The 23932-nt window shown below is 69.2% G+C and carries 20 protein-coding genes and 2 pseudogenes; 12 read left to right on the forward strand and 10 right to left on the reverse strand.

Annotated features, from left to right (window positions below; all coding sequences use genetic code 11):
- Nucleotides 1-2: 2 nt before the first annotated feature.
- Nucleotides 3-752 (forward strand): polyprenol monophosphomannose synthase, encoded by a 750-nt coding sequence (locus N8I87_RS24065; RefSeq protein WP_263211635.1) that lies wholly within the window; start codon nt 3-5, stop codon nt 750-752.
- A gap of 29 nt (nt 753-781) precedes the next feature.
- On the opposite strand, the gene N8I87_RS24070 is transcribed toward N8I87_RS24065, so the two are convergent.
- Nucleotides 782-1660 carry a hypothetical protein gene (locus tag N8I87_RS24070; protein ID WP_263211637.1) on the reverse strand — a complete coding sequence of 293 codons (879 nt, stop codon included), beginning with the start codon at nt 1658-1660 and terminating at the stop codon, nt 782-784.
- A gap of 637 nt (nt 1661-2297) precedes the next feature.
- Here N8I87_RS24070 and N8I87_RS24075 point away from each other — a divergent pair.
- The 4 genes and pseudogenes from N8I87_RS24075 to glmM all read left to right on the forward strand — a co-directional run.
- Nucleotides 2298-2448, forward strand: a pseudogene (locus tag N8I87_RS24075) (adenylate/guanylate cyclase domain-containing protein); the annotation flags it as partial.
- A gap of 477 nt (nt 2449-2925) precedes the next feature.
- Nucleotides 2926-3369 (forward strand): 50S ribosomal protein L13, encoded by a 444-nt coding sequence (rplM, locus tag N8I87_RS24080; RefSeq protein ID WP_019329618.1) that lies wholly within the window; start codon nt 2926-2928, stop codon nt 3367-3369.
- Nucleotides 3370-3411: 42 nt separating this feature from the next.
- The gene (gene rpsI / locus N8I87_RS24085; protein WP_103812805.1) at nt 3412-3924 is read left to right on the forward strand and encodes a 30S ribosomal protein S9; all 513 of its coding nucleotides are present in this window, start codon (nt 3412-3414) and stop codon (nt 3922-3924) included.
- Between the two features lie 224 nt (nt 3925-4148).
- Nucleotides 4149-5507, forward strand: a complete 1359-nt coding sequence (gene glmM, locus N8I87_RS24090; RefSeq protein ID WP_263211641.1) for a phosphoglucosamine mutase — start codon at nt 4149-4151, stop codon at nt 5505-5507.
- Nucleotides 5508-5564: 57 nt separating this feature from the next.
- Here the strand turns inward: glmM and coaA are convergent, their stop codons facing one another.
- From coaA to N8I87_RS24120, 7 genes are all read right to left on the reverse strand, one after another.
- On the reverse strand, nt 5565-6533 hold the full coding sequence (coaA, locus tag N8I87_RS24095; RefSeq protein WP_263216624.1) for a type I pantothenate kinase: 969 nt from the start codon (nt 6531-6533) through the stop codon (nt 5565-5567).
- 268 nt (nt 6534-6801) lie between these two features.
- Nucleotides 6802-7194 carry a CPCC family cysteine-rich protein gene (locus N8I87_RS44440; protein ID WP_411577277.1) on the reverse strand — a complete coding sequence of 131 codons (393 nt, stop codon included), beginning with the start codon at nt 7192-7194 and terminating at the stop codon, nt 6802-6804.
- 318 nt (nt 7195-7512) lie between these two features.
- Nucleotides 7513-7929: a hypothetical protein gene (locus tag N8I87_RS24100; RefSeq protein WP_263216990.1), complete on the reverse strand. Its 417-nt coding sequence runs from the start codon at nt 7927-7929 to the stop codon at nt 7513-7515.
- 454 nt (nt 7930-8383) lie between these two features.
- A complete protein-coding gene (locus N8I87_RS24105; RefSeq protein WP_263211643.1) occupies nt 8384-8791 on the reverse strand; it encodes a hypothetical protein in 408 nt (135 codons plus the stop codon).
- Between the two features lie 34 nt (nt 8792-8825).
- A complete protein-coding gene (locus tag N8I87_RS24110) occupies nt 8826-9215 on the reverse strand; it encodes a polymorphic toxin type 27 domain-containing protein (RefSeq protein ID WP_263211644.1) in 390 nt (129 codons plus the stop codon).
- A gap of 79 nt (nt 9216-9294) precedes the next feature.
- Nucleotides 9295-9960: a hypothetical protein gene (locus N8I87_RS24115; RefSeq protein WP_263211645.1), complete on the reverse strand. Its 666-nt coding sequence runs from the start codon at nt 9958-9960 to the stop codon at nt 9295-9297.
- An 8-nt stretch (nt 9961-9968) separates the two neighbouring features.
- Nucleotides 9969-14948, reverse strand: coding sequence for an RICIN domain-containing protein (locus tag N8I87_RS24120; protein WP_317633487.1), 4980 nt, complete (start codon nt 14946-14948; stop codon nt 9969-9971).
- Nucleotides 14949-15499: 551 nt separating this feature from the next.
- Here N8I87_RS24120 and glmS point away from each other — a divergent pair.
- The gene (glmS, locus tag N8I87_RS24125) at nt 15500-17347 is read left to right on the forward strand and encodes a glutamine--fructose-6-phosphate transaminase (isomerizing) (protein WP_263211647.1); all 1848 of its coding nucleotides are present in this window, start codon (nt 15500-15502) and stop codon (nt 17345-17347) included.
- On the opposite strand, the gene N8I87_RS24130 is transcribed toward glmS, so the two are convergent.
- Nucleotides 17308-17523, reverse strand: coding sequence for a DUF397 domain-containing protein (locus N8I87_RS24130; protein ID WP_263211649.1), 216 nt, complete (start codon nt 17521-17523; stop codon nt 17308-17310). The two genes, glmS and N8I87_RS24130, sit on opposite strands and share 40 nt — an antisense overlap.
- Before the next feature lie 7 nt (nt 17524-17530).
- The gene (locus N8I87_RS24135; protein ID WP_263211651.1) at nt 17531-18367 is read right to left on the reverse strand and encodes a helix-turn-helix domain-containing protein; all 837 of its coding nucleotides are present in this window, start codon (nt 18365-18367) and stop codon (nt 17531-17533) included.
- A 184-nt stretch (nt 18368-18551) separates the two neighbouring features.
- Here N8I87_RS24135 and N8I87_RS24140 point away from each other — a divergent pair, with 184 nt between their 5' ends.
- The 6 genes and pseudogenes from N8I87_RS24140 to alr all read left to right on the forward strand — a co-directional run bounded on the left by N8I87_RS24140 (nt 18552) and on the right by alr (nt 23796).
- Entirely contained in the window at nt 18552-18974 is a 423-nt protein-coding gene (locus N8I87_RS24140; protein WP_263211653.1) for an ATP-binding protein, read from the forward strand.
- A 99-nt stretch (nt 18975-19073) separates the two neighbouring features.
- Nucleotides 19074-19352, forward strand: coding sequence for a hypothetical protein (locus N8I87_RS24145; protein WP_263211654.1), 279 nt, complete (start codon nt 19074-19076; stop codon nt 19350-19352).
- A gap of 38 nt (nt 19353-19390) precedes the next feature.
- Nucleotides 19391-19762, forward strand: a complete 372-nt coding sequence (locus N8I87_RS24150; RefSeq protein ID WP_263211656.1) for a holo-ACP synthase — start codon at nt 19391-19393, stop codon at nt 19760-19762.
- Nucleotides 19763-19822: 60 nt separating this feature from the next.
- Nucleotides 19823-21253, forward strand: a complete 1431-nt coding sequence (locus N8I87_RS24155) for an NAD(P)H-hydrate dehydratase (RefSeq protein ID WP_263211658.1) — start codon at nt 19823-19825, stop codon at nt 21251-21253.
- Between the two features lie 101 nt (nt 21254-21354).
- Entirely contained in the window at nt 21355-22269 is a 915-nt protein-coding gene (locus N8I87_RS24160; protein WP_263211660.1) for a L,D-transpeptidase family protein, read from the forward strand.
- A gap of 340 nt (nt 22270-22609) precedes the next feature.
- Nucleotides 22610-23796 (forward strand): annotated as a pseudogene (alr, locus tag N8I87_RS24165) (alanine racemase).
- The last annotated feature ends 136 nt before the right edge of the window (nt 23797-23932 follow it).

A 23932-nucleotide genomic window follows, 5' to 3' on the forward strand; every position in this document is an offset into this window, starting at 1 on the left:
AGATGGACGAGTCGTACCGGGACGCTCGGGTCACCGTGGTGATGCCGACGTACAACGAGGCGGCGAACCTGCCGCGGATGGCCGAGGCGGTGCTGGGACTGCCGCTGGACGCCCTCCATCTGAAGATCGTCGACGACTCCAGCCCCGACGGCACGGGCCGGATCGCCGAGGAACTGGCGGAGAAGTACAACGCCCACGGCCGGCACCGGATGAGCGTGCTGCACCGGACCGAGAAGGACGGGCTGGGGCGGGCGTACACCGCCGGCATGAGCGCCGCGCTGGAGGAGGGCGCCGAGTACGTCGTCCAGATGGACGCCGACGGCAGCCATCCCGTGGAGGCGGTGTCGCGGATGCTGGAGGCGGCGGTGACGTCCGGTGCGGGCCTGGTAGTGGGCAGCCGCTACGTGGAAGGCGGTTCGCTGGACGAGGACTGGGGCGCCCACCGGGTCCTGCTGTCCCGCTTCGCCAACGCCTACGCCCGCGCCGTGCTCGGCACCCGCATCCATGACATCACGGCGGGCTTCAACCTGTGGTCGGCGCGGACCCTGCGGGACGTGGACCTGTCCTACCTGGACAGCGCGGGCTACAGCTTCCAGGTCGAGCTCAAGTACAAGGCCGTACGGGCCGGACACAGCGCCGTAGAGATCCCGATCCGCTTCGCTGAGCGGACCGAGGGTGTCTCGAAGATGACCCTGCGGACGCAGCTGGAGTCGGCGGTGGTGCCGATCCGGCTGCGCCTGAAGAAGAAGTAGCCGGGGGCCGGGATCGTCCGGGGCCGTGGCTATCCGTTGGCGGCGGCCGAGGCCTGGGCCTCACCACGCCGGCGGATCTGCCGGAAGGTGAACTCGGCCAGGTCGTCGCCGGTGCTGAAGACCTTCGTGTCCTTCGTCGTCACGTCCTTGCCGCTGGTGAAGCCGGCGATGGTGAAGTAGGCGTAGCGGCCGTAGGCGTTGGTCGTCGAGCGGCAGATCGCCGAGTCGCAGAAGGTCTTGATGCCCTTGCCGGCGAGCGACTTCACGATGCTCTGCTTGTCGGCCTGGCCCTTGGCCTCGGTGGCCTTGGCCTCGGTGTCGAAGACGGCGACGCCGACGGTCACCGCGACTCCGTCCTTGACGTAGCTGACGCGCAGCAGGCGGGTGCAGCCGTTGCCGGTGAGGACCTTGGCGAGGGTGCCCTGCGCGGCCGAGGCGCAGTTCCTGGTGTCGGCCGTGGGGCCCTTCTTGTAGACCGTCTCGCCCATGGTCAGCTGGGTGCCCGGGAAGAGGGTCTCGGCGCTGAGCGGTGCCGTGTCCTTCTTGGCGCTGGATATGAAGTCCTTGGGGTCCAGCGGCGGCGGGGCGCTGGTGGGCTCGAAGGACGGCGCCGGGACCGACGAGTCGCTGGGTATGGAGGCGCTCGCGGGCAGGTTGGTCGGCTGGTCCGAGGCGTTGTCGTCGCCGTTCGCCGACACCACGGCCATGGCGACGGCCGCGCCGATCGCCAGGGTGGCTATCGCCCCGCCGCCGATGAACAGCACTCTGCGCCGCTTGTTCCGCGTCTCCGAGGCCTCGGCGAGCGCGGCCCAGTCCGGGGTCTGGTCGGCGCCGCTGTTCCAGCGCTGCTGAGACTGCGGTTTCCATGGATCCCACTGGGACTGGGGTCCCCCCTGCCCATAACTCATGGGGCGCATCTTAGACGGGGGACCGGGGGTGCGGTTGCGCCTCTACGAGCGGCGATAGTGGACCTTTCAGTGCAGGGTGAGACAACTCACCCAGGCGTTTGAGCGGCCCCGATTCCACCCCACGGGGGAGGGGGAAGCGGGCGCCTCGGGGCAGACCGGGCGGGGAAGGGGACGTCGGGTCGCGGGGGTGTTACGGGGAGTGGCGGCGGCGGACGGCGCGAAAATTTCGTGGGCGGGAGGGCGGCCCGGGCGGCGAGGGAGCGGCGAAAGGTGCCGACGAGCGGTGGGGGGTGGCGGGGCGGAGCGAGGAGCGGCAAGGAGCGGCGGGGTGGAGCGGAAGGTGCCGACGAGCGGTGGGGGGTGGCGGGGTGGAGCGAGGAGCGGCAAGGAGCGGCGAAGGAGCGGCGAAAGGTGCCGACGAGCGGTGGGGGGTGGCGGGGTGGAGCGAGGAGCGGCAAGGAGCGGCGGGGTGGAGCGGAAGGTGCCGACGAGCGGTGGGGGTGGCGGGGTGGAGCGAGGAGCGGCAAGGAGCGGCGGGGTGGAGCGGAAGGCGCCGACGGGGACGGCGCCGGACCCCGGGCAGCGCGGCCAAGGCCCTCACCGAGGCCGACGTGGTCGTCCTGTGCCGACGTGGTCGTCCTCTGCCGACGTGCTCGCCCTGCGTCGGCTCGCCCGTCGCGCCGAGGCGGGGCCGCCCAGCGAGGCGACGGCGGTGCAGGTGGCCCGGTCCACCGGGCGTGACGCGCACCGAGGTGACGTACCCGGTCGTCGAGCTGCTGCTGCCCGAGCGCGCCGCAGCCCCGCTCCGAGGGCGGCCGACGCCCCGAACGCCCACCGCCGGCCCCGCCGCCCGGCCTCCCCGGATGTGCGTCCGGGGCCGCGTGGAAGGATTGGGCCACCCAGATGCCCGTAATATCCGGTTCTGCCGTGCCTCCGCGTGACCCAAACCTTCCAATCCCTCCCCGGGGCGCCCGCCGATGCTGTCCGGGAGGGGTGCCCGGAGTCCGGCCTACACTGGTCGCTCGAATCGGCGGAGCCCGTCGCGGCGGACCCGTTTTGACCCGGGTGCCGCGCCCCGGGTATTCTGCCTGTTCGTTGTGTATTGGCTTGGCTCTTCTCACGGACCCGGCCCTTACACCGGTCCACCGGGCCGATGACCAGCGACCAGCACGCGGTTTGCGTCACCGCAGTGCGGTCAGGGCTGTCGTGATCGTCTTCGGTGACCTTGTCAGGACCATTCACTGAAGAAGCGAAGGCTACGAACCGTGCGTACGTACAGCCCCAAGCCCGGCGATGTGACGCGCCAGTGGCACGTCATTGACGCTCAGGACGTCGTCCTGGGCCGTCTCGCCACCACCGCAGCGACCCTCCTCCGGGGCAAGCACAAGCCGATCTACGCCCCCCACGTCGACGCTGGTGACTTCGTCATCATCATCAACGCCGACAAGGTGCACCTGTCCGGCAACAAGCGGACCCAGAAGATGGCGTACCGCCACTCCGGCTACCCGGGTGGTCTGCGCTCCGTCCGCTACGACGAGCTGCTGGACAAGAACCCCGAGAAGGCCATCGAGAAGGCCGTCAAGGGCATGCTCCCCAAGAACTCGCTGGGCCGTCAGATGCTCTCGAAGCTGAAGGTCTACAAGGGTGACCAGCACCCGCACGGCGCGCAGCAGCCGCAGCCGTTCGAGATCACCCAGGTCGCGCAGTAAGTCCGGCCACCCCCTAAGACTGAAGAGAATCTGAGGAGAATCGTGGCCGAGACCACTGCCGAGCAGCCGCTCGAAGAGCTTGACATCGACAGCTACACCACCGAGTCCGAGGTTCCGGTGGAGGGTGAGTACACCTCCGAGTCCCTCGCCTCGCGCTTCGGTGAGCCCCAGCCGGCCGCCGGCCTGGGCCGTCGCAAGAACGCCATCGCCCGTGTCCGGATCGTCCCGGGCACCGGCAAGTGGAAGATCAACGGTCGCACCCTCGAGGACTACTTCCCGAACAAGGTGCACCAGCAGGAAGTCAACGAGCCCTTCAAGGTGCTCGAGCTCGAGGGTCGTTACGACGTCATCGCCCGCATCGCGGGTGGCGGTGTCTCCGGCCAGGCCGGTGCGCTCCGTCTCGGTGTCGCCCGTGCGCTGAACGAGGCCGACGTCGACAACAACCGCGGCCCGCTCAAGAAGGCCGGCTTCCTCAAGCGCGACGACCGTGCGGTCGAGCGCAAGAAGGCCGGTCTGAAGAAGGCCCGCAAGGCCCCGCAGTACAGCAAGCGCTAATCTTCGCTGCCTGCTCGTACTCCGAACGCCCCGGCGGCACGCCACAGTGCCGCCGGGGCGTTCGTTTATCACACAGACTTGGGTCTAATGACACAAGACGCTCAACGGAATGTGTGATCGGATGTTCAGGCATGGAATGCCTGGGATGCGGAGCCGCAACCGACCCGGCATCGAACCATCGACTGCCTACGGCTTCCGAAACTGACGCTTCCTCAGGAGGACAAGTGGGACGACTCTTCGGCACGGACGGCGTGCGCGGCGTCGCCAACGCGGACCTGACGGCCGAGATGGCGCTCGGCCTGTCCGTCGCGGCGGCGCATGTGCTGGCCGAGGCGGGCACGTTCGAGGGCCACAGGCCGAAGGCGGTGGTCGGACGGGACCCGCGCGCGTCCGGGGAGTTCCTGGAAGCCGCCATGGTCGCGGGCCTGGCGAGCGCGGGCGTGGACGCGCTGCGCGTCGGTGTGCTCCCGACGCCCGCGGTGGCGTACCTCACGGGCGCGCTCGGCGCCGACCTCGGTGTCATGCTCTCCGCCAGCCACAACGCCATGCCCGACAACGGCATCAAGTTCTTCGCCCGCGGCGGGCACAAGCTCGCCGACGAGCTGGAGGACAAGATCGAGGCGGTCTACGAGTCCCACCGGCACGGTGAGCCCTGGGAGCGGCCGACCGGCGCCGGCGTCGGGCGGGTGCGCTCGTACGACGAGGGGTTCGAGCAGTACGTCGCCCACCTCCTCGGCGTACTCCCGAACCGTCTCGACGGGCTGAAGATCGTCCTGGACGAGGCGCACGGCGCGGCCTACGGTGTCTCGCCCGAGGCCTTCGCTCGGGCCGGTGCCGAGGTCGTCACCATCGGTGCCGAGCCGGACGGCCTCAACATCAACGCGGGCTGCGGCTCCACCCACCTGGGCAAGCTCAAGGCCGCCGTCGTCGAGCACGGTGCCGACCTCGGTATCGCGCACGACGGTGACGCCGACCGGTGCCTGGCCGTGGACCACACCGGCGAAGAGGTGGACGGCGACCAGATCCTCGCCGTGCTCGCGCTGGCGATGCGGGAGCGTTCCGCACTGCGCTCCGACACCGTCGTCGCGACCGTGATGTCGAATCTGGGCTTCAAGCTGGCCATGGAGCGCGAGGGCATCCACCTCGTGCAGACGGCCGTCGGCGACCGCTACGTCCTGGAGGAGATGAAGGAGCACGACTTCGCCCTCGGCGGCGAGCAGTCGGGCCACGTCATCATCCTCGACCACGCCACCACCGGCGACGGCACGCTGACCGGCCTGCTGCTGGCGGCGCGGGTTGCGCAGACCGGTCGTACGCTGCGGGACCTCGCGTCGGTCATGGAGCGGCTGCCGCAGGTGCTGATCAACGTCCCGGACGTCGACAAGGCGCGCGTCGGCACCTCCGCCGACCTGGCCGCCGCCGTTGCCGAGGCCGAGCGCGAACTCGGCGCCACCGGGCGGGTGCTGCTGCGTTCCTCGGGCACGGAGCCGCTGGTGCGCGTGATGGTGGAGGCCGCCGACATCGAACAGGCGCAGTCGGTCGCCGGGCGCCTGGCGGACGCGGTGAAGTCGGCGCTGGGATAGCAGTCGGCCGTTCTTGGCCGGCCCGGGGTTCCCCGCACCCCTGGGTCGGCTACTCGCCTACAGCTTGCGCAGGCGCAACCGCTGGACCTTGTGGTCCGGGCCCTTGCGTACGACGAGGGTGGCGCGGCCCCGGGTGGGGGCGATGTTCTCCACCAGGTTGGGCTTGTTGATCATCCGCCACTGCGTACGGGCGTAGTCGAGGGCCTCCTCCTCTGACACCTGTGTGTACTTGCGGAAGTACGAGTCCGGCTTCTGGAAGGCCGTCTGGCGCAGCTTCTTGAAGCGGTTGAGGTACCAGCTCTCGACGTCGTCGGCGTTCGCGTCGACGTACACGCTGAAGTCGAAGTAGTCGGCGAGGCCGACGCGGGTGCGGCCGTCCTTGCCGGGGAGGGCGGGCTGCAGGACGTTCAGGCCCTCGACGATCAGGATGTCGGGCCGGCGTACGACGAGCTTCTCGCCCGGGACGATGTCGTAGATGAGGTGGGAGTAGACGGGGGCGGTGACCTCGTCCTTGCCCGCCTTGATGTCGGCGACGAACCGGGTCAGCGCCCGGCGGTCGTAGGACTCGGGGAATCCCTTCCGCGACATCAGCCCTCGGTCCTTGAGCTCCTCGGTCGGCAGCAGGAAGCCGTCGGTCGTGACCCGCTCCACGTGCGGGTGCTCGGGCCAGCGGGACAGGAGGGCCTGGAGCAGACGGGCCACGGTCGACTTGCCGCACGCCACGGATCCGGCGATCCCTATCACGAAGGGTGTTCCGGACTGGGACCCCTGCTCACCGAGGAACGTGTTCAGCGCCCCTCTGAGACCGTCGGTGGCGCCGACGTAGAGGTTGAGAAGGCGGGAGAGCGGGAGGTAGATGTCCCGCACCTCGTCGAGGTCGATGACGTCGCCGAGGCCGCGGACCTTCTCGACCTCTTCAGCGGTGAGCGGCAGCGGCGTCTTCTCGCGCAGCGCGCTCCACTCGGCGCGGGTGAGGTCGACGTAGGGAGTCGCCTCCGGCTTGGACCGGTGGGCGCTCCGGGGCATCGAGGAGACCGGTGAGATCACAGTCCATTGTTAACGGAGTTTGAACGGGACGGCGGGTGGGGTGCGTCACGCCCGGTCCGGACTCCATCGGGCATCCACGGACACTCGTGGTCGGGCGCGGACATGCCACAGGGGCGGATTTGCTCTCCGCCCGCCCCTGTGCCTCACGGTCCGTCGTTTCCGGCTGCAGGGTGTGGTGCATCACGCACGGCTGCCCTCGGCGATGTTGCCCTGTGGGCGGCTCCTCAACGGGACGCCGCCCACACCTCTATTCGGATCGGCGTTGGTTTTCGGCCCTGCGCCAGTACGTCGGCCGCCACCAGTAAAGGGTGGTTCTGTCCGGGGGCCAGTAACTGGACTCCGTTTGCTGATCCGGACCGCCGTCCCGCGCTACGTCGAACGGCCTCCAGCCCTCGTCGCGCCTGTCGGACGCCTGAGGCGTAGCAGCCCGGCGGCGCCGCTGCGGATCACTCACGCCGATCTCTGCGAACGAGCGCTGGGCATCCATGAGCGAAGGCCGGTTCGGTCCGTCGGGAAGCCAGGGCGAGCGAAGTTGCCCCGGATCGTCCTCCCAGCGGCAGATGCGGCAGATCTCGTACCATCCAGGCCCGTCCTCGAGGACGAGGTACCCGCAGCACGGACAGGGATACATGCTTCTCATCTCCAGGGAATGGGAGTGCCAGGCGGAACGATGTCACCCTTCACTCGGATGGGGTCGTCGAAATACTCTCGGCCCCGGTCCGGCTCCCGGTTGAACATGTCCACCACGCTCCACTGCGAGGCGACCCAGGTCAGCCCGGTGTCTGTCACGTAGCCGTCTTCGAGGATGGTGTTCAGCGCCCTTCTGAGGCCGTCGCCGGCGCCGACGTAGAGACTGAGCAGCCGGGACAGCGGAAGGCCGAAGCAGGCCCGCCGAGGCGGGAGACCGGTGTGGCTCGGCTTCGGCGGGGCCCGAGCGAAACCCGTCGGACGAGTCGTCCTATCTGACGTTGAGGTTGTCGTCCACGAGGAACTCCGGATAGCCGAAACGTTCGCCGAGCGCGGTGAACGTGTCGCAGCGGTCCTGGTCGATCTCCACGAAGTATGCCTTCATGGTCCTCAGGAACAGCCGGTAACCGAGGTCCGCACACGCTTCGGTGACGACCCGCTCAAGCGCTGGTACCAGGTCCGGGACCGACCGGTCGGCGCACCCAAGCACAAGCCGACCACGGACGCACCGCAGGTCCTCGCCGACCGGCTGGCCCGGAGTTTGCCGCAGCGCCAGGAGTACGGCGACGTGAGGTGCGACGACCGGGTGCTGCTCGACTCCGGCCGGGACTGCCCGCGCTGCGAGGACCGGCAGGACGGCCGCCGTGCACAGCGCCGCGCGGTCGCGGCCGACGCCGCGATGCCCCACGCCGCCGAAGCGGAGCGCCGGGCGACCACCACCTGGCCCCGGACGGAGAGCCGCATGCGTGCAGGCGCCGTGCCCGGACTGTGGCCAGCGCCGACCATCTGTACGTGAAGTCCGCGGCCGCCAGTTGGATTCGTGAGCGGGGTGAGCAGGCCCGCTTCGACTTCGCTCGACCCGGAGGTGCGCCGGTCGGCTCCGTTGTAGACATCCGGTCAAGGACCGGGAGCTGCGGGTGCACCCGGACGAGGCGGTGGCCCCGGTGTGGGACGGCGCGAGCGAGCCGGTGCTCGGGTAGTCGCCGTTGCTGACCACCGCGTGGAGCTCGAGCACGGCCTCGGCGCCGGACATGCTCCGACGGGCGCCGGTGATGTCCATCCGGTCCTTCACCAGTGAAGGGGCATGCACGGTGCTGAGGGCGCCCCATGTGGCAGGGGGCGCCCTCAACGTGTCATCCGCTTCAGCGGATGTTGCCGTACTCCACGGGGAAGTCCGGCGGCCAGGGCTGGCTGAAGTCGAACAGGGACGGGTCCTCGAACTCGCGGGCCGCCTCGCGCCACGCGGGTCCGCCGGAGATGACGAAGCTGTCCCCGTCCGGTTCGATCATCCAGGTGAAGTCCGCGTCGTCCGCAGCGAGGTCATGACGCTCCTTCAGCACCGCGAACTCCGCCTCCGACGCCCGGCGGACGTGGATCCCCTTCTCGTAGATGGGCTTGAGCAGCATGAGCTCCACATGCCCGAAGTACACCTCGACGCGGGTGTCTGTATTGTCGACGGCGGTGGGCTCGCTGCGCAGCAGCAGCTGCCGGTGCGACGGCGAGAAGCTGACCACCCGGAACAGACGTCCCTCTCGTATGAAATCCGGCATTCTTTGTGTTCTTCCTGTCCTCGGGGTCTTCGGGTCACTGGGCCCAGTCCGGCGGCGGTATTTTGGCGAGGCTCGGCACCTTCTCACCCGGCTTGGTGAAGTACCAGTCGACGGCGTCGAAGTCCCGACGTCCAAGGATCACCTTGAGACGCAACGTCGCCACTTCCCACGCGGTGCCGTTGTTGCTTCCTGGCGTGGCCACCGCCCGCCAGTCGCCACCGACCAACGGCTTCCCGCGCTCGACGAGCTTGTCCAGGGCTTCCGCCGCGGTCTTCGCCTTCGGAATACCGTCCAGTGAAATGCTCAACTTCACCGACTTATTGTCCAGCGCCTTCTCGACGCCGACCATCCAGATCGGACGCCCATCACTGTTGGGGGCCGCCTTGCCGAGAAGCCTGTTGTACAAAGGGGCCCGAAGCCGCACTGTGCCCCCACGTGGCCAGGCGCGAAGAAACCCCGCCAGGGATTACCTGGCGGGGTTCGACCTCATCGATCTGTCGAGATCACTCTTCGTTCAAGGCAGCTCGCAGGTAGGCGATCAGATCACCGGTCGGCACCTCGACCCAGCTGGCCCCTGGCACCCCTACGCGCATGACCTCATAGAGTTCCCCGTTCACCTCGTCCACCAGAACTTGACGGCTCCTTCCGTCCATCGCATCCACACGCAGGCGGACGGCACCGTGTGAGATGGTCGGGAACATGTCCCGCAGTACCTCATCCGCACGGAGGCGGCGCAGGAGGTTCCATTGGCGCCGGTTGAAGTCGGACGACAGGAGTTCAGCCCACTGCGAAGAGGTGGGCTCTCCGCGTTCGAGCGCCCCGACGAATTCGTCGAGATCCATGAACTCGAATCTCTCCTCCAACTCGTCGAGCGGTATGCCTTCCCGCCATGCGGCGACCGCTTCCACAAGCAGTCCAAGATCCCCCGTGGAGCCGATCTCCCAGTCGAACCCGGGAATACCGACACTCAACCGGAAAAGACGTTCCTCGGTCGCAAGGTCGACCAACAGGAAACCCCTCGCCGTTTGGATGCTGACGACGTCGACGGCCCACGGCCCCAGCCCGGTGTCGCATCCGCGCAGCTGTGCTGCCTCTCGCATGGCTGGTCCAAGGCCACCCGAAGCAGTCACGTCCGGATACAGGTCTTTCCGGTGGGTGTCCATATTCATCGGATTCCTTAGCAGTGGTGGCAGTACCCGAATTTGCTCCCGTCTACCGGGTCAAGCTTCCCCAACTTTGACAGATCCGGCATATCTATCTTTTTGAGCTGCATGGCATCATCGGCACCCGTCGGATAATAGAACCTCACCGAACTCCATGTGCGTTGACCATTGGCGACGGCTCTCGCGATCAAGGACATCTCGTAGTCTGTGGCATGGTCGGCTTCACCAGCCAGCAGGCCGCGCTTGGCGGCGTCCATGAAGTCTCCGTATCGTTCCAGCCCCGTCATGTTGACGTGCAGTTCCACGTTCGGGTCGGCGATGGCCTGCCTCGCCAGCGCAGCGAAATCCTGCCGGCGCGCGAGGGAGAAGGTGGTGAACTTGTTCCCGGGAAGCCGAGCCCACGCGTCGAGCGCCCCATCTCGCTGCCACCCCAAGGCGACCTTGCAGTTATGAACAAGGATCGGGGTGGCGCCCGCGAGCACGAAGAACGTGTGCAGGTCGTCGACGGTGAGGTCGTAGACCGTCCGCGGAGTCAGGCCCGAGCGGTCGAGGAGGGCGGTCACCGGGTGGACGGAGCCGTCCGGTGTGCGCAGCCGGTCGCCGACGTGCAGGTCGGAAACCAGCGTCCACCCGCGGTCCACCACATAAAACTTGTGGCCGGCGGTGCTGGCCAGCTTCCCCCCGTCGGCAACAGTGATGTCCACCAGCCGCTGGGTGTCGTGCTTGAAGGTGTCGTTCACCTGCCGCGTCTGTAGCTGGCCGGTGGCCGGATCCATGGCTGTGAGGCGATCCCCCACACCCACCTGGCTGATGGGCCGGCGTGAGCCGTCCGCCATGAGCACCTCGGTGGCGCCAGGGAAGCTGTTGGTCTCGCAGGCGACGCGGAACTCCTCGGAGATGCGCGCCGATCGCTCGATACCCGCCAACGCGTCTGCGTCGATGCGCAGCGTACGCAGCGCCTTCAGCGCGTCGGCGACTCCGATGCCGGTGCGCATGGCGGCATCCACGGCGCGCACCGCGTCGGCGATCGGCCGGACGGCTTTGCCCGCGAACAGGCTGGCGACGTCGAGGGCGGCCCAGCCGCATCCGCCCCAGTTTCCCCCGCCGCCCGAGGTGATCTTGAGTATCGAGCCGATCTTCTTGCCGCAGTCGATCCAGCTGCCGAAGAGGATGTCGATCGGGTCGATGTTCGCGTTGAATTCCGCGAGCGTGATGGTATGTGTGACCTCTTTGGTCATCTCCTCGGACGGCTGCTGGCCGAGGTACACCGCCGACTCGGAGGGGCAGATGTTGTATGCCGGGTTGAGGTCTTCCGCGGTGCACAGGTACAGGTTGAGGATCGCCTTGTAGGTGATCTTCGCGGTGACGGTGCAGTCGCCCGTGTAGACGATCCTGCTCTTCCAGTCGTCGCAGGCCGACGTCTTGGACAGGGTCTTCGGCTCGCCGACGTTCTCGTAGTGGTCGACGACATAGAACACGTTGCCGATGTGGCCGGCCGAGTCGAGGATGGTGCCCGTCTGGACCTGCTTCCCGTTCTCCTTGTTCTGGGTCTCAGTGGCTGCTTGCTGGGCTTCCTTGGCGTATTTGTCGGCGTCCTTGGCGGCTTGTTCGGCTTCGGTGGCTGCTGTGTCGGCGCGGGTGGCTGCTGCTCGGGCGTCCTTGGCGTCCTGTTCGGCTTGGGCGGCTGCGGAGCGGGCTGCGGCCGCGTCGAGTTCTGCTGTGTCAGCGGAGTCGCGGGCGTCCTTGGCGTAGCCTTCGGCGTTGCCGGCCGCCTTGTCGGCGGCTGCCGCGTCGTCGGCTGCCTGCTTGTCGTACTCGATGGTGCGGGCCAGGGACGCGGACGCGGCTGCCGCGGCCTTGGCGGCGTCGGCCGCGTAGCCGAGGGCGTCCTTGGAGTAGGTGCGGGCGTCGGCGGCGTACTGGGCTGCGTTGGCCGCGTGCTGGTAGGCCTCCTTGGCGTCGCCCTTGGCCTGGTCGGCGAGGTTCTTCGCTGCCTGGGCCTCGGCTGCCGCGTTCTTGGCGTGCGCATCGGCGACCGCCTGCTGCTGGTCGGCGATGGACTTCGACGCCTGGCCGGTCAGGACGACCAGGCCGGCGGCCGAGTCGGTGTCGATGTAGCGCGAGCCGAGCTGGATGGCGTCGTTGGCCGGGTTGGCGACCTGCGTGGCCGCTTCACCGGCGTCCACGGCCGCTTGCGCGGTGACGTGGGCGTAGCCTGCCGCCTTCGCCGAGGCCGCGAGAGCCTTGCCGGCTTCCTCGTTCGCCTTGTTCGCCTGGGTCTTGGAGTCCTTGGCGTGCTGTTCGGCCTCGTCGGCGAGCTTGACCGCCGTCTTGGCCTCGGTGGCGGCGTCCTGGGAGGCCTTGATGGCGTCGGCGACGGCACTTGTTGCGGTCTTCACCGCCGCGTCCGCCTTCAGCTTGTCCGCCTGGGCCGTGTCCGCGTCGGAGCGCGCCCGCTTGGCGGCCGCCTCGGCGCGTGTGGCCGCGGCGTCGGCGTCGGCTGCCGCCTTGGTAGCGGCGTCCGCCTCGGAGCGGGCCTTGGTTGCCGCTGTTTCGGCGTCGTCGGCGGCCTTGTCCGCGTCGTTGGCCGCGGCGCGGGCGGCGTCGGCGCCCTCGTGCGAGTCGAGGGAGTCGGCGTAGGCGCGTTTGGCGTCGGCCTTGGCGCGAAGGGCGTCGGACTTCTGCTTGGCGTCCCAGGCGTCGTCGCGCATGTCCCGGGCGTGGTTGCTGGCCTTGACCGCGTCGTCCCGCCGGTCCCCGGCGGTTTTCTCGGCGGCCTCCGCCTTGTCCTTGGCGTCCTTCGCCTTCGTTGCCTCGGACTCGGCGTTCTTGCGGTGCTGGGCTGCCTCGGCCTGCTTGGCCGCCGCGTTCTCCTTCTCCGCCTTGGCCGTCTTCTCCTCGGCCTCGGCGGCGAGGCGCTTGGCGTGGGCGTCGGCGGCGGCCGCCTTCGCGTCGCCCTCGGCCTTCACCGCGTCGGAGAGCTTGGCCTCCGCCGTCTCCTTGTCCTTCTTCGCGTTGTCCCGGTGGATCTTCGCCGCGTCCGCCGCGGACTTCGCCTGCCACTCGGCCGTCTTCGCGGCCTCCTTGCGGAACTCGGCCTTCGACTGCGCGGCTTGCGCCAGGGCGCGCTGCGCGATGGTCGCGCTGTCGCCGGCGGAGGCGCGGGTCGCGGCCTCGGCGGTCTCACCGGCCTTCACGAGAGCTTGCAGCGCGGCCACCGCACCCTTGGTGACCTGTGCCTTCTGCTGACCGACCAGCAGGCCACGGCCGCGGGGGGCGCCGTTGCTGTCAGCGATGCCGTACGCGGCCGTAAGCGCCGTGTCCGACCTGGTCGCCGCCTTCTGCGCAGCCGCCAGTTGCGCCTTCAGAGCGGCCAGTTGCTTCTTCGCACCCGCCTGGGCCCCGGTGATGCCGGCCTTGGCCTTGGTGAACTGGGCGTTGTCCGGGTAGCCGGGGTTGTCGGTTCCGTCATGCCCCTGGGGGACGATGCGGATCTGCTGCGCGGCACTGCCGTTGCACGTGTACAGCTGGGTGTCGTTGCCGTTGGTGAAGGTGTGCAGGTCCAGGCACTTGTCGGTGGCGGCATTGCGCAGCTCGCCGGCGGCGCGGATGTCGAACTGCCACTGCTGCGGCCTGCTTCCGTTGCACGACCAGACCTGGATCTTCGTACCGTTGGCGTTGTTGCCGCTCTTCACGTCAAGGCACTTGGCTGCCTTGGCGTTGAACAGGGCGTAGCCGCCGTCGTAGGAGCCCCAGAGCTTCCACTCCTGGGCCGTGCTGTTGTTGCAGGTGTAGATCTGCACCGGGGTGCCGTTGGCCGTGTTGCCGCCCTGGACGTCGAGGCACTTGCCCTTGGCGGCCTCGACCTTCATGGTCAGCGAGGCGTCGCCGATCCAGCCGATCCCGCCGGGGCTCCAGTAGTCCTGCCAGCGCGTGAGGTGGTCGGCGACCCAGGACTGGCCCAGCATGTCGCCGAGGGCCTTCGAGCCCTTGGAAAGAGCGTCGACGGCATCCTCGTTCGCGTCGAGGATCTGGTTGCGCTGGGTGGCCTGGGAGGTGACCTCCTGCTGCCACTCGCCGGCCGCGGTGGCGGTGATGTCGCCGAGCACGTTGTCCGGGTCGAGCGGGTCGCGCCAGCCGCACGCGGCGAACCGGGACTTCACGTCCTCCACGGCGATGCGGTACTCCGGCGTGCCCGGCTGCGGTGCGGTGCGCGGGAAGCCGCCGGAGGACAGGAGGATACGGGCGTCGTCGGCTCCCGCGTTGTGACCGGGACCGCCGTGCATCCACTCGAAGGCGTCGCGTTCGGCGAGCGCACGGTTCCACTCCGCCTGCGTCATGCCCGCCGGATCGGGGGCCTTGCCGTAGAGCGGACCGCCCAGAGCGTCGACGGCCTTGAGGGTCTTCTCGTCGGCCTTCGGGGTGGCGTCCTCGTAGAAGCCGTCGTCGGTCTTCCAGAACCGGTCCGCGATCCAGGAGGTCAGACCAGTCTGCCCGTAGAACGTCTGCTGGCCGTCACCGGGAGAACCGGGCGGCGAGTCGAAGGCGGGAACGTTGCCTGGATGGGCGAGACCAGCGAGCGGCTTTGCCCAGGCGTCCCGCTGGGCGGAGAGCGCGTCCAGCTCCTTGTCGGCCGCGTCCCGGTCCTTGTTGTACGCGACGGCGAGGGGCGTCTGCTCCCAGTGCTTCCGGTCGGCCAGGACGTGGAGCTTGTCGGCGGGCTGGTTGAGGCCGTCCTGGGCGGTCGTGGCCATCGACGGGCCGCCGAGCCGCAGCACGTCGGCCATCAGGCACTGGTCCTGCCGCAGTTGCTCGGCGGCCGTGTCGTCGTACCAGGGAGAGGAGTCGCCCACCGGTTCGGCGCCCAGGCTGGTCAGGCCGGGCTGAACCGCGAGACCGGCCAGGACGGCCAGGGCGGCGACGGAGGTGACAGCGGAGGTGAGTTTTTGTGATCTTCGTGTTCCGGGCAGCCGGAACCACGGTCTGGGGTGCAAGGAAGCATCCCTTTCTGCCTTCAGAGGGGGGTGGGCCGGAAGAGCGGCCGAAGGGTCAGGGCAGTGGTGTGGTTCTGATGAGAGCTCAGAGGCTCAGGCATCCGGATGACTTGACGCGTGCGTACGGCCGGTACGACGGCATGGCGATGCAACCTCTCCCCGTGAGCGACGGCGTTCCCCCGGTCGCTGACTGATGTGCGCGCTCGCGGAATGGTCAGGTTCCGTCACGCACGGCGGTCACCTTATGTAGGCACAACCCTGGTCGTACAGGTGTTTGTGCCGCATCGAGGGGTGCTGGCGCGAAAGGTCCTACTGATCGGTAGCTTGCGCTCCAGGCCCCTGAGGTCCCCTCTTTCAAGGGGATTCTGTGTGTTTTCTGTGCGCATTAGGGGGTCGGTGGTGTGGATTCCGTGAACAAAGATGGCCGAATTTCGACCCCCGATGAGCGGGTGCGCCCACTCGCCGGAAGGGCTCGTACGACGGTGGGAATTTCCGATTTCGGGCACGCGGCGGCTACTTTCATGCCGGCGTCGGCCCATAGGCTGCGGCACATGTGCGGAATCGTGGGATACGTGGGGTCGCAGTCGGCGCTCGATGTCGTGATGGCCGGGCTGAAACGGCTCGAATACCGGGGGTACGACTCGGGGGGCGTCGCCGTGCTGGCGGACGGCGGTCTAGCCACCGCGAAGAAGGCGGGCAAGCTGGTCAATCTGGAGAAGGAGCTGGTCGAACGGCCGCTGCCGAGCGGCACTACCGGTATCGGGCACACCCGTTGGGCCACGCACGGCGGTCCGACCGACGCCAACGCACACCCGCACCTCGACAACGCGGGCCGGGTCGCGGTCGTGCACAACGGGATCATCGAGAACTTCGCGCTGCTGCGGGCCGAACTGGCGGAGCGCGGCCATGAGCTGGCCTCCGAGACGGACACCGAGGTGGTCGCCCATCTGCTCGCCGAGGAGTTCTCCGTGACCTCCGACCTCGCGGACGCGATGCGGCTGGTGTGCCGGCAGCTGGAGGGCGCGTTCACGCTGGTCGCGGCACACGCCGACGCGCCGGACGTGGTCGTCGGCGCGCGGCGGAACTCACCGCTCGTGGTGGGCGTTGGAGAGGGCGAGGCCTTTCTCGCCTCGGACGTCGCCGCGTTCATCGACCACACGCGGTCGGCGGTCGAGCTGGGCCAGGACCAGGTGGTGGAACTGCGCCGGGACGGTGTGACGGTGACCGGCTTCGACGGCCGTCTGGCGGAGGTGCGCTCCTATCACATCGACTGGGACGCGTCGGCAGCGGAAAAGGGGGGTTATGACTACTTCATGCTCAAGGAGATCGCCGAGCAGCCCAAGGCGGTCGCCGATACGCTCCTGGGCCGCATCGACGCGGCCGGCTCGCTGACCCTGGACGAGGTCCGCATCAGCGCCGCCGAACTGCGCGAGGTGGACAAGGTCGTCATCGTCGCGTGCGGTACGGCCTTCCATGCGGGGTTGATCGCCAAGTACGCCATCGAGCACTGGACGCGTATCCCTTGCGAGGTGGAACTGGCGAGTGAGTTCCGCTACCGGGACCCGATCCTCGACTCACGCAGCCTGGTCATCGCCATCTCGCAGTCCGGCGAGACGATGGACACCCTGATGGCCCTCAGGCATGCCCGCGAACAGGGCTCCAAGGTGCTGGCGATCTGCAACACCAACGGTTCGACGATCCCGCGCGAGTCGGACGCGGTGCTGTACACGCACGCCGGGCCGGAGGTCGCGGTCGCCTCGACCAAGGCGTTCCTGACCCAACTGGTCGCCTGCTACCTGGTCGCGCTGTACCTCGGCCAGGTGCGGGGCACCAAGTGGGGCGACGAGATCGGTGCCGTGATCCGGGACCTGTCGAAGATCTCGTGCGAGGTCGAGCGGGTCCTGGAGACCATGGAGCCGGTACGCGCGCTGGCCCGCACGCTCGCCACCAAGAACACGGTGCTGTTCCTGGGGCGGCATGTGGGCTACCCGGTGGCCCTGGAGGGTGCCCTCAAGCTCAAGGAACTCGCCTATATGCATGCCGAGGGCTTCGCCGCGGGCGAGCTGAAGCACGGCCCGATCGCGCTGATCGAGGAGGACCTCCCGGTGGTGGTCGTCGTGCCCTCGCCACGCGGCCGGTCCGTCCTCCACGACAAGATCGTCTCCAACATCCAGGAGATCCGCGCCCGGGGCGCACGCACGATCGTGATCGCGGAGGAGGGCGACGAGGCGGTGGTCCCGTACGCGGACCACTTGATCCGGATCCCGGCCACGCCGACGTTGCTCCAGCCGCTGGTGGCCACAGTGCCGTTGCAGGTCTTCGCGTGTGAGCTGGCTACCGCCCGGGGGAACGAAGTGGATCAGCCGCGGAACCTGGCGAAGTCGGTGACGGTGGAGTAGCCGGGGTCTTTCAGGGCTTCTACGAAGGGGGTGAAGGCTCCGGTCGGGAAGGTGAGGGTTGCCCTGGCCGGGGTCTTTGTGTCGCGGACGGCTATGTGGGTGGGGGAGTTGGCGATTTCTACGCAGTTGTTGCCGTCGTCGGGGCCTGAGTAGGACGACTTCCGCCAGTTGTCCATGGGTGCCTCACAGCTCTTTCGCCAGCCGGTTGATGAAGTCACGCGACCGTTCCAGGTCGAGCGATACGGCTTCCACTTTACGGAAGCGCGTTCGAAATGTGCTGAGCTGTGCTTCGGAGTCGATGAAGGCCGAGCCATGGGGCACGTCGCGGACGACTGTGTCCAGTTTGGGCAGGGGGCCACCGAAGTAGGTCATAGTGCTGGCGGCTCTGCCGAAGCCGTCCAGGTCGAAGGGGATGACGCGCACGGTGATGCGGTCCGCCTCGGAGAGGTCCAACAGCTTGGTGAGTTGAGCCCGGGAGGCGGCGCGGTCGCTGACCCTGATACGGAGGGCTGACTCGTGGATCACCAACTCGTACGGGATGGAGATCTGCTGGCGCCTCATTCGGTGAAGGACGCGCAACTCAAGCTCGTCGTGGGTCAGCTCGGGCACCCTGGAGGAGAAGACCGCACGGGCGTAGTCCTCCGTCTGCAGAAGGCCCGGCACGTACAGGATCGCAATCTCGTTCAGGAACCTGGCGTGGTGGTCCAGTTCGGCGAGGTCCAGGAACGACGTGGGAAGCAGGCCTCGGTACTCCTCCCACCAGCCGCGTGTCCGATCGGTGGCCATTGCGACCAAGGCGTCGATGAACTCGTTGTCCGTGCAGGCGTAGTGGGATGCGAGGCGGCGCAGTCGTTTTTCGCTCACCCCTGAGAGGCCGGACTCGATGTGGCTGATCTGGACGGGGTTCACCCCGATCATTGCAGCTGCCTGACGGGCACTCAGGCCTGCCGCGTCGCGGAGTCTTCGTAGCTCGACCGCCAGGCGCATCTGACGTGCCGTGGGTTCACGCCTCGTCGTCATCGACCGCTCCTCCTCGTTCGGGGTCAGATTAGGGGATCGACTTGCCCGACCGAAAGATTAACCCCTACCGTCAGTGACGCAACGCACACACAGCGGAAGCGCACCGCTCCGTCCTGCCGTGACGGCTGTGGCAATGCCACCGCCTGCTGTCCGTAGATCCCCATCACCCAAACGGAGTTCACGCATGCCCGAAACCGCCGAAAAGGAACTGTGGGAGTACTCCCTGTACATCCCGAACGACCCCCGCGCCGTCACCGTCAGCCGCCGTACTCTCCGTCTGATCCTCACCATGCACGGTCTGATCGGGCTCGTGGACACCGCCGAACTTCTTGCCGCGGAGCTGGTCTCCAATGCCGTACGGCACACGAAGGGGCCCGCCGCGCTCCGGATTCGCTGGTCGCCACCGGGCGTATTGCGGATCGGGGCGTGGGACACCGACCCGGAGCCACCGGAGCCTCCACAACCGCTAGGCGGCCTCCTCGACTTGGAGGACGGTCGTGGTCTGGCCCTCGTACGAGCCTGTGCCGACCTGTGGGGCTGGCAGCCGCTGGCGAGAGGCGGGAACAGGGGCAAAGTCGTGTGGTGCGAACTGACCGCGGCGGCCTGATCGTTTTGCCCCACTCGCAAGAGTGAACGACTCCGATCTGCAGAGGGCAATCACAGATGCCTGGGTATCACCCCGGCCGGACAGAAACTGAGGGAAATCATGTCGTTCGTCAGCTACTTCCCGGGCCGGGGGACGGTCCGTGAAACCGCCTACCTGGAAGGCAAGGCAGAAGGCAGGACCGAGGGCAAGACCGAGGGCAAGGCTGAGGGCATGGCCGAAGGCGTCCTGCGTGTCCTCGAGGCGCGGAGTGTTCCCGTCTCCGACGACGTACGCGAGCGCATCACCAGTTGCACCGACCTCGACCGCCTCGACGACTGGCTCGACCGTTCCGTCACGGTCTCGCGTGCCGAGGAACTCTTCGAGCACGAGGCCGGTTAGGCCGAACCGGCTCGCGTGTGCCGCCGTAGAGTGCCCGGATGAGCATCATCGGGGTTGGTATCGACGTGGCCGAGATCGACCGGTTCCGGGCGTCGCTGGACCGTACGCCCGGGCTGGCCGATCGGCTCTTCGTGGAGAGCGAGTTGTATCTGCCCAGTGGTGAGCGGCGTGGCATCGCCTCGCTCGCGGCGCGTTTCGCGGCGAAGGAGGCGCTGGCCAAGGCCCTCGGGGCCCCGCCGGGGCTGCACTGGACGGACGCCGAGGTGTATGTCGAGGACAGCGGGCGGCCGCGGCTGCGGGTGAGGGGGACGGTGGCGGCGCGTGCCGGGGAGCTCGGTGTGCAGTCCTGGCATGTGTCGCTGAGTCACGACGCCGGCGTCGCGTCGGCGGTGGTGGTCGCGGAGGGGTAGCCCTTGGGGTAGGGGTAGGCCAGTACCGGTCCTGCCGCACAACCGAGGGAGACTCACGGCATGCGTACCGCTTACAGCGTCGAGACGGTCAGGGCCGCCGAGCGGGAGCTGATGGCCCGGCTCCCCGAGGGTGCGCTTATGCAGCGTGCCGCCGCCGGACTGGCCGCCGCCTGTGCCGACTTGCTCGGGCGGGTCTACGGCAGCCGGGTCGTGCTGCTGGTGGGGAGCGGGGACAACGGGGGCGATGCCCTGTACGCCGGGGCCCGGCTCGCCCGGCGTGGGGCCGGGGCGACGGCCGTACTGCTCGCCCCCGAGCGCGCGCACGGCGGCGGGCTCGCGGCTCTTCGGAAGGCCGGAGGTACGGCCGTACGGGCCGATGTCGCCGAGGGGCTCGTCGAGCGGGCCGATCTTGTTGTCGACGGGATCGTCGGGATCGGTGGGAAGGGCGGGCTGCGGCCCGAGGCGGCCGCGCTGGCCGCCGCGGCCGAGCGGTCCCGGGCCGCCGTCGTCGCCGTCGATCTGCCCAGTGGCGTCGAGGCGGACACGGGGGAGGTGCGGGGCGCCGCGGTCCGGGCCGATCTGACGGTGACCTTCGGTGCGCACAAGCCGGGGCTGCTCATCGATCCGGCGCGGGAGTACGCCGGGTCCGTACGGCTCGTCGACATCGGTCTCGAACTGCCCGCCGAGCCCGAGTTGGAGGCGTTGCAGCACGCGGACCTGGCCCGGCTGCTGCCGGTGCCCGTGGCGGAGAGCGACAAGTACCGGCGAGGTGTCGTCGGGGTCGCCGCGGGGTCCGCGCGGTACCCGGGGGCGGCCGTGCTCGCCGTCGCCGGGGCGCTGCGGGGCGGGGCGGGGGCCGTACGGTACGTCGGTCCGGCCGGCGACGCGGTGATCGCCCGCTTCCCCGAGACACTGGTCTCCGACCGTGGGCCCCACAAGGCGGGGCGGGTGCAGGCCTGGGTCGTCGGGCCGGGGGCCGGGGACGACGCGGCGACCGTGGCCGAGGTGCTGCGGGAGGACGTGCCCGTGCTGGTCGACGCGGACGGGCTGCGGCTGGCGGACCGGGGCGCGGTGCGTGGACGCACGGCGCCGACGCTGATGACACCGCACGCGGGGGAGGCCGCGGCGCTGCTCGGCGTCTCGCGCGAGCAGGTCGAGGCGGGGCGGCTGGCGGCGGTGCGGGAGCTGGCCTCGCGATACGGCGCGACCGTACTGCTGAAGGGGTCGACGACCGTCGTGGCGGACTCGGGCGGCGGCGCCGTACGGGTGAACGCGACCGGGACGTCCTGGCTCGCCACGGCCGGGAGCGGGGACGTGCTGTCCGGGCTGGCGGGCTCGCTGCTCGCGGCCGGGCTCTCGGCGCTGGACGCGGGGAGCGCGGCGGCCTATCTGCACGGACTGGCCGGGCGGTACGCGGCGGACGGGGCGCCCGCGGGGGCGCATGACGTGGCGGAGGCGATTCCGGAGGCCTGGCGGGACATCCGGGACTGAGAGGCCCCGAACGGCGTCCGGGACCGACTCGGGTCCACCCGTCGGGTGACCTGACCGCGCGGCTCCCCGGATCAGAAGCGGCGACGGGTTTGTCTGATCGCATGATCTGCAGACGAACCGAGTTCGGAAGGCGAATCAAATACCGGGGCATCGCCGTGCTGCTCGCGGCGGCAACCGCTCTCCCCGCCGCCGGCACCGCCGCGGCCGTCCCCTCCGGGTCCCCGGCGCCGGGCGGCCCGGAGACCGAGTTGGTGCCCGGTGTGGCGCCGGGGCCGTCGCAGCCCTGGCAGATCGACACGCCCGACCAGATGCTGCCGCCGAAGGTGTACCGGCCCACCAAGAGGGAGGACTCCGTCGAGCCGGGGGACGCGGCGAAGGGGGCGTACGACCTCATCGAGTACGTACCGCTGGGCGATGCCGTCGCCCGGGTGAGCTGCAGCAAGCAGGCCGGGCCCTACCAGCGCCAGGTCGAGCGGTGGCTGAAGCGCAAGGTGGACGGTAAACAGTCCGCGGCGGACTGCAAGGCCATCCGGGCCTTTCAGAAGAAGTACAAGATCAAGCCCGCGATCGGCTTCGCGGGACCCGTCACCTGGTCCCGGATGATGCTCATTTCGGCACGTAAGAACCCAAATTCGGCCAAGAAATGCCCTGTACGGACATACCGCGTCGCCTGCGTCGACCTCAGCCGGCAGCTGACCTGGGTGCAGAAGGGCCGCAAGGTCGTCTTCGGACCGGTGCCCATGCGCAGCGGGCGGGCCGGGGCCCGGACCAGGAGCGGCTGGCACACGGTCTACTGGAAGCACAAGAACCACTGGTCGACGCTCTACAACCAGCCCATGCCCTATGCCCAGTTCTTCGACGGCGGACAGGCCTTCCACGCCGTCTACGGCAGCATCTACACCACCGTCGGCTCCTGGGGCTGCGTCAATCTCACACTCCCCGACGCCCGCAAGCTGTGGAACGTGCTGAAGAAGGGCGACCGGGTATACGTGTGGGGCCGTCGACCGGGCACTTAGGGGGTGTCGTTTGGATCATCCCGGCGTCGCGGGGCCTGGTACGCGCTCCCCCAAGCTCTTCGAGCAGGGGGGACCCCCAGCGGCGTTGTCGTCGGTTGCCGACTCCCCCAAGTTCTCGACTGCGCTCGAACAGGGGGACCCCCATCGCGTCGACGCCCTCCTCCGCCTTGCAGCTGCACGCTCCCCCAAGCTCTCGACTGCGCTCGAGCAGGGGGGACCCCCATGGCCCCGCTCGGGTCGGCCAGGCCGCACCGTTGGTCACGGCCGGCCTGATCCAAACGACACCCCCTAGGGCCTGCGAGCCGGGGCTGTCACAGGCCTCTGAGACACTGGGGGCGCGATGAGTAAGACAGCACCTGCGCCGACCGCGCCCCTGCGCGCCCGCGCCGAGATCGACCTGGCCGCCCTGCGGGCCAACGTGCGGACCCTGCGCGCCCTCGCGCCGGGCGCGGCCCTGATGGCCGTCGTCAAGTCCGACGCGTACGGCCACGGGGCGGTGCGCTGTGCCCGCGCGGCCGTCGAGGCGGGCGCCACCTGGGTCGGCACGGCCACGCCCGAGGAGGCGCTCGCGCTGCGTGCCGAGGCCGGGCTGCCGCCGCACGTGCGCGTCATGTGCTGGCTGTGGACACCGGGCGGGCCCTGGCGCGAGGCCATCGAGGCGGACGTGGACGTGTCCCTCAGCGGGATGTGGGCGCTGCGGGAGGTCACCAGGCGGCCCGCGCCGCCGGTGCGCCCGCGCGCGTGCAGCTCAAGGCCGACACCGGCCTCGGGCGCAACGGCTGCCAGCCGGGCGCGGACTGGGCCGAACTGGTCGGCGCGGCCCTGAGCGCCGAGCGCGAGGGGCTCGTCCGGATCACCGGGCTGTGGTCCCACTTCGCCTGCGCGGACGAGCCGGGCCATCCCTCCATCGACGCCCAGCTCACCCTCTTCCGGGAGATGGCGGCGTACGCCGAGGAGCGGGGCGTCCGCCCCGAGGTGCGGCACATCGCCAACTCCCCGGCCACGCTCACCCTTCCCGAGACCCACTTCGACCTCGTGCGCGCCGGGATCGCCCTGTACGGCGTCTCGCCCAGCCCCGAGATCGGCACCCCGGGCGACTTCGGACTGCGCCCGGTGATGACGCTGTCGGCGTCGCTGGCGCTGGTGAAGCACGTTCCGGGGGGTCACGGCGTCAGTTACGGGCATCACTACATCACCCCGGGCGAGACCACCCTCGGTCTGGTGCCCGTCGGTTACGCGGACGGCATCCCACGGCACGCCTCCGGGTCCGGTCCGGTCCTGGTCGGCGGCAAGTGGCGTACGGTCGCGGGCCGGGTCGCGATGGACCAGTTCGTGGTCGATCTGGGCGGGGACGAGCCCGAGGTCGGCTCCGAGGCGGTCCTCTTCGGGCCCGGCGACCGCGGCGAACCCACCGCCGAGGACTGGGCACAGGCCTCGGGCACGATCGCGTACGAAATCGTCACGCGGATCGGAACGCGCGTTCCTCGCGTCTATATGAACGAGGAACCGGACGGGCAGGACGGGTAACCCGCACAGGGGGGCCGGTACGGTGCCACGCCGGATACACCTGTAACAGTGGTGCGCACCCGCAACATCTGTACGGCAACTGCTACACCCGCATCACCCACCCAGCGAACTGCAGTACGGCGAAGAGGAGCGGTAC

Origin of the sequence: Streptomyces sp. HUAS 15-9, assembly GCF_025642155.1 — a bacterium.
Classification (GTDB): domain Bacteria; phylum Actinomycetota; class Actinomycetes; order Streptomycetales; family Streptomycetaceae; genus Streptomyces.

Bases quoted from the DNA above. Each gene is read 5' to 3' on its own strand.
- N8I87_RS44440 (WP_411577277.1), bottom strand. From the start codon at position 7,194: ATGAGAAGCATGTATCCCTGTCCGTGCTGCGGGTACCTCGTCCTCGAG.
- N8I87_RS24160 (WP_263211660.1), top strand. From the start codon at position 21,355: ATGATCTGCAGACGAACCGAGTTCGGAAGGCGAATCAAATACCGGGGC.
- glmS (WP_263211647.1), top strand. From the start codon at position 15,500: ATGTGCGGAATCGTGGGATACGTGGGGTCGCAGTCGGCGCTCGATGTC.
- N8I87_RS24135 (WP_263211651.1), bottom strand. From the start codon at position 18,367: ATGACGACGAGGCGTGAACCCACGGCACGTCAGATGCGCCTGGCGGTC.
- N8I87_RS24115 (WP_263211645.1), bottom strand. From the start codon at position 9,960: ATGAATATGGACACCCACCGGAAAGACCTGTATCCGGACGTGACTGCT.
- N8I87_RS24130 (WP_263211649.1), bottom strand. From the start codon at position 17,523: ATGGACAACTGGCGGAAGTCGTCCTACTCAGGCCCCGACGACGGCAAC.
- coaA (WP_263216624.1), bottom strand. From the start codon at position 6,533: ATGCCCCGGAGCGCCCACCGGTCCAAGCCGGAGGCGACTCCCTACGTC.
- N8I87_RS24105 (WP_263211643.1), bottom strand. From the start codon at position 8,791: ATGCCGGATTTCATACGAGAGGGACGTCTGTTCCGGGTGGTCAGCTTC.
- N8I87_RS24145 (WP_263211654.1), top strand. From the start codon at position 19,074: ATGTCGTTCGTCAGCTACTTCCCGGGCCGGGGGACGGTCCGTGAAACC.
- N8I87_RS24070 (WP_263211637.1), bottom strand. From the start codon at position 1,660: ATGAGTTATGGGCAGGGGGGACCCCAGTCCCAGTGGGATCCATGGAAA.
- N8I87_RS24155 (WP_263211658.1), top strand. From the start codon at position 19,823: ATGCGTACCGCTTACAGCGTCGAGACGGTCAGGGCCGCCGAGCGGGAG.
- N8I87_RS24065 (WP_263211635.1), top strand. From the start codon at position 3: ATGGACGAGTCGTACCGGGACGCTCGGGTCACCGTGGTGATGCCGACG.
- N8I87_RS24150 (WP_263211656.1), top strand. From the start codon at position 19,391: ATGAGCATCATCGGGGTTGGTATCGACGTGGCCGAGATCGACCGGTTC.
- N8I87_RS24140 (WP_263211653.1), top strand. From the start codon at position 18,552: ATGCCCGAAACCGCCGAAAAGGAACTGTGGGAGTACTCCCTGTACATC.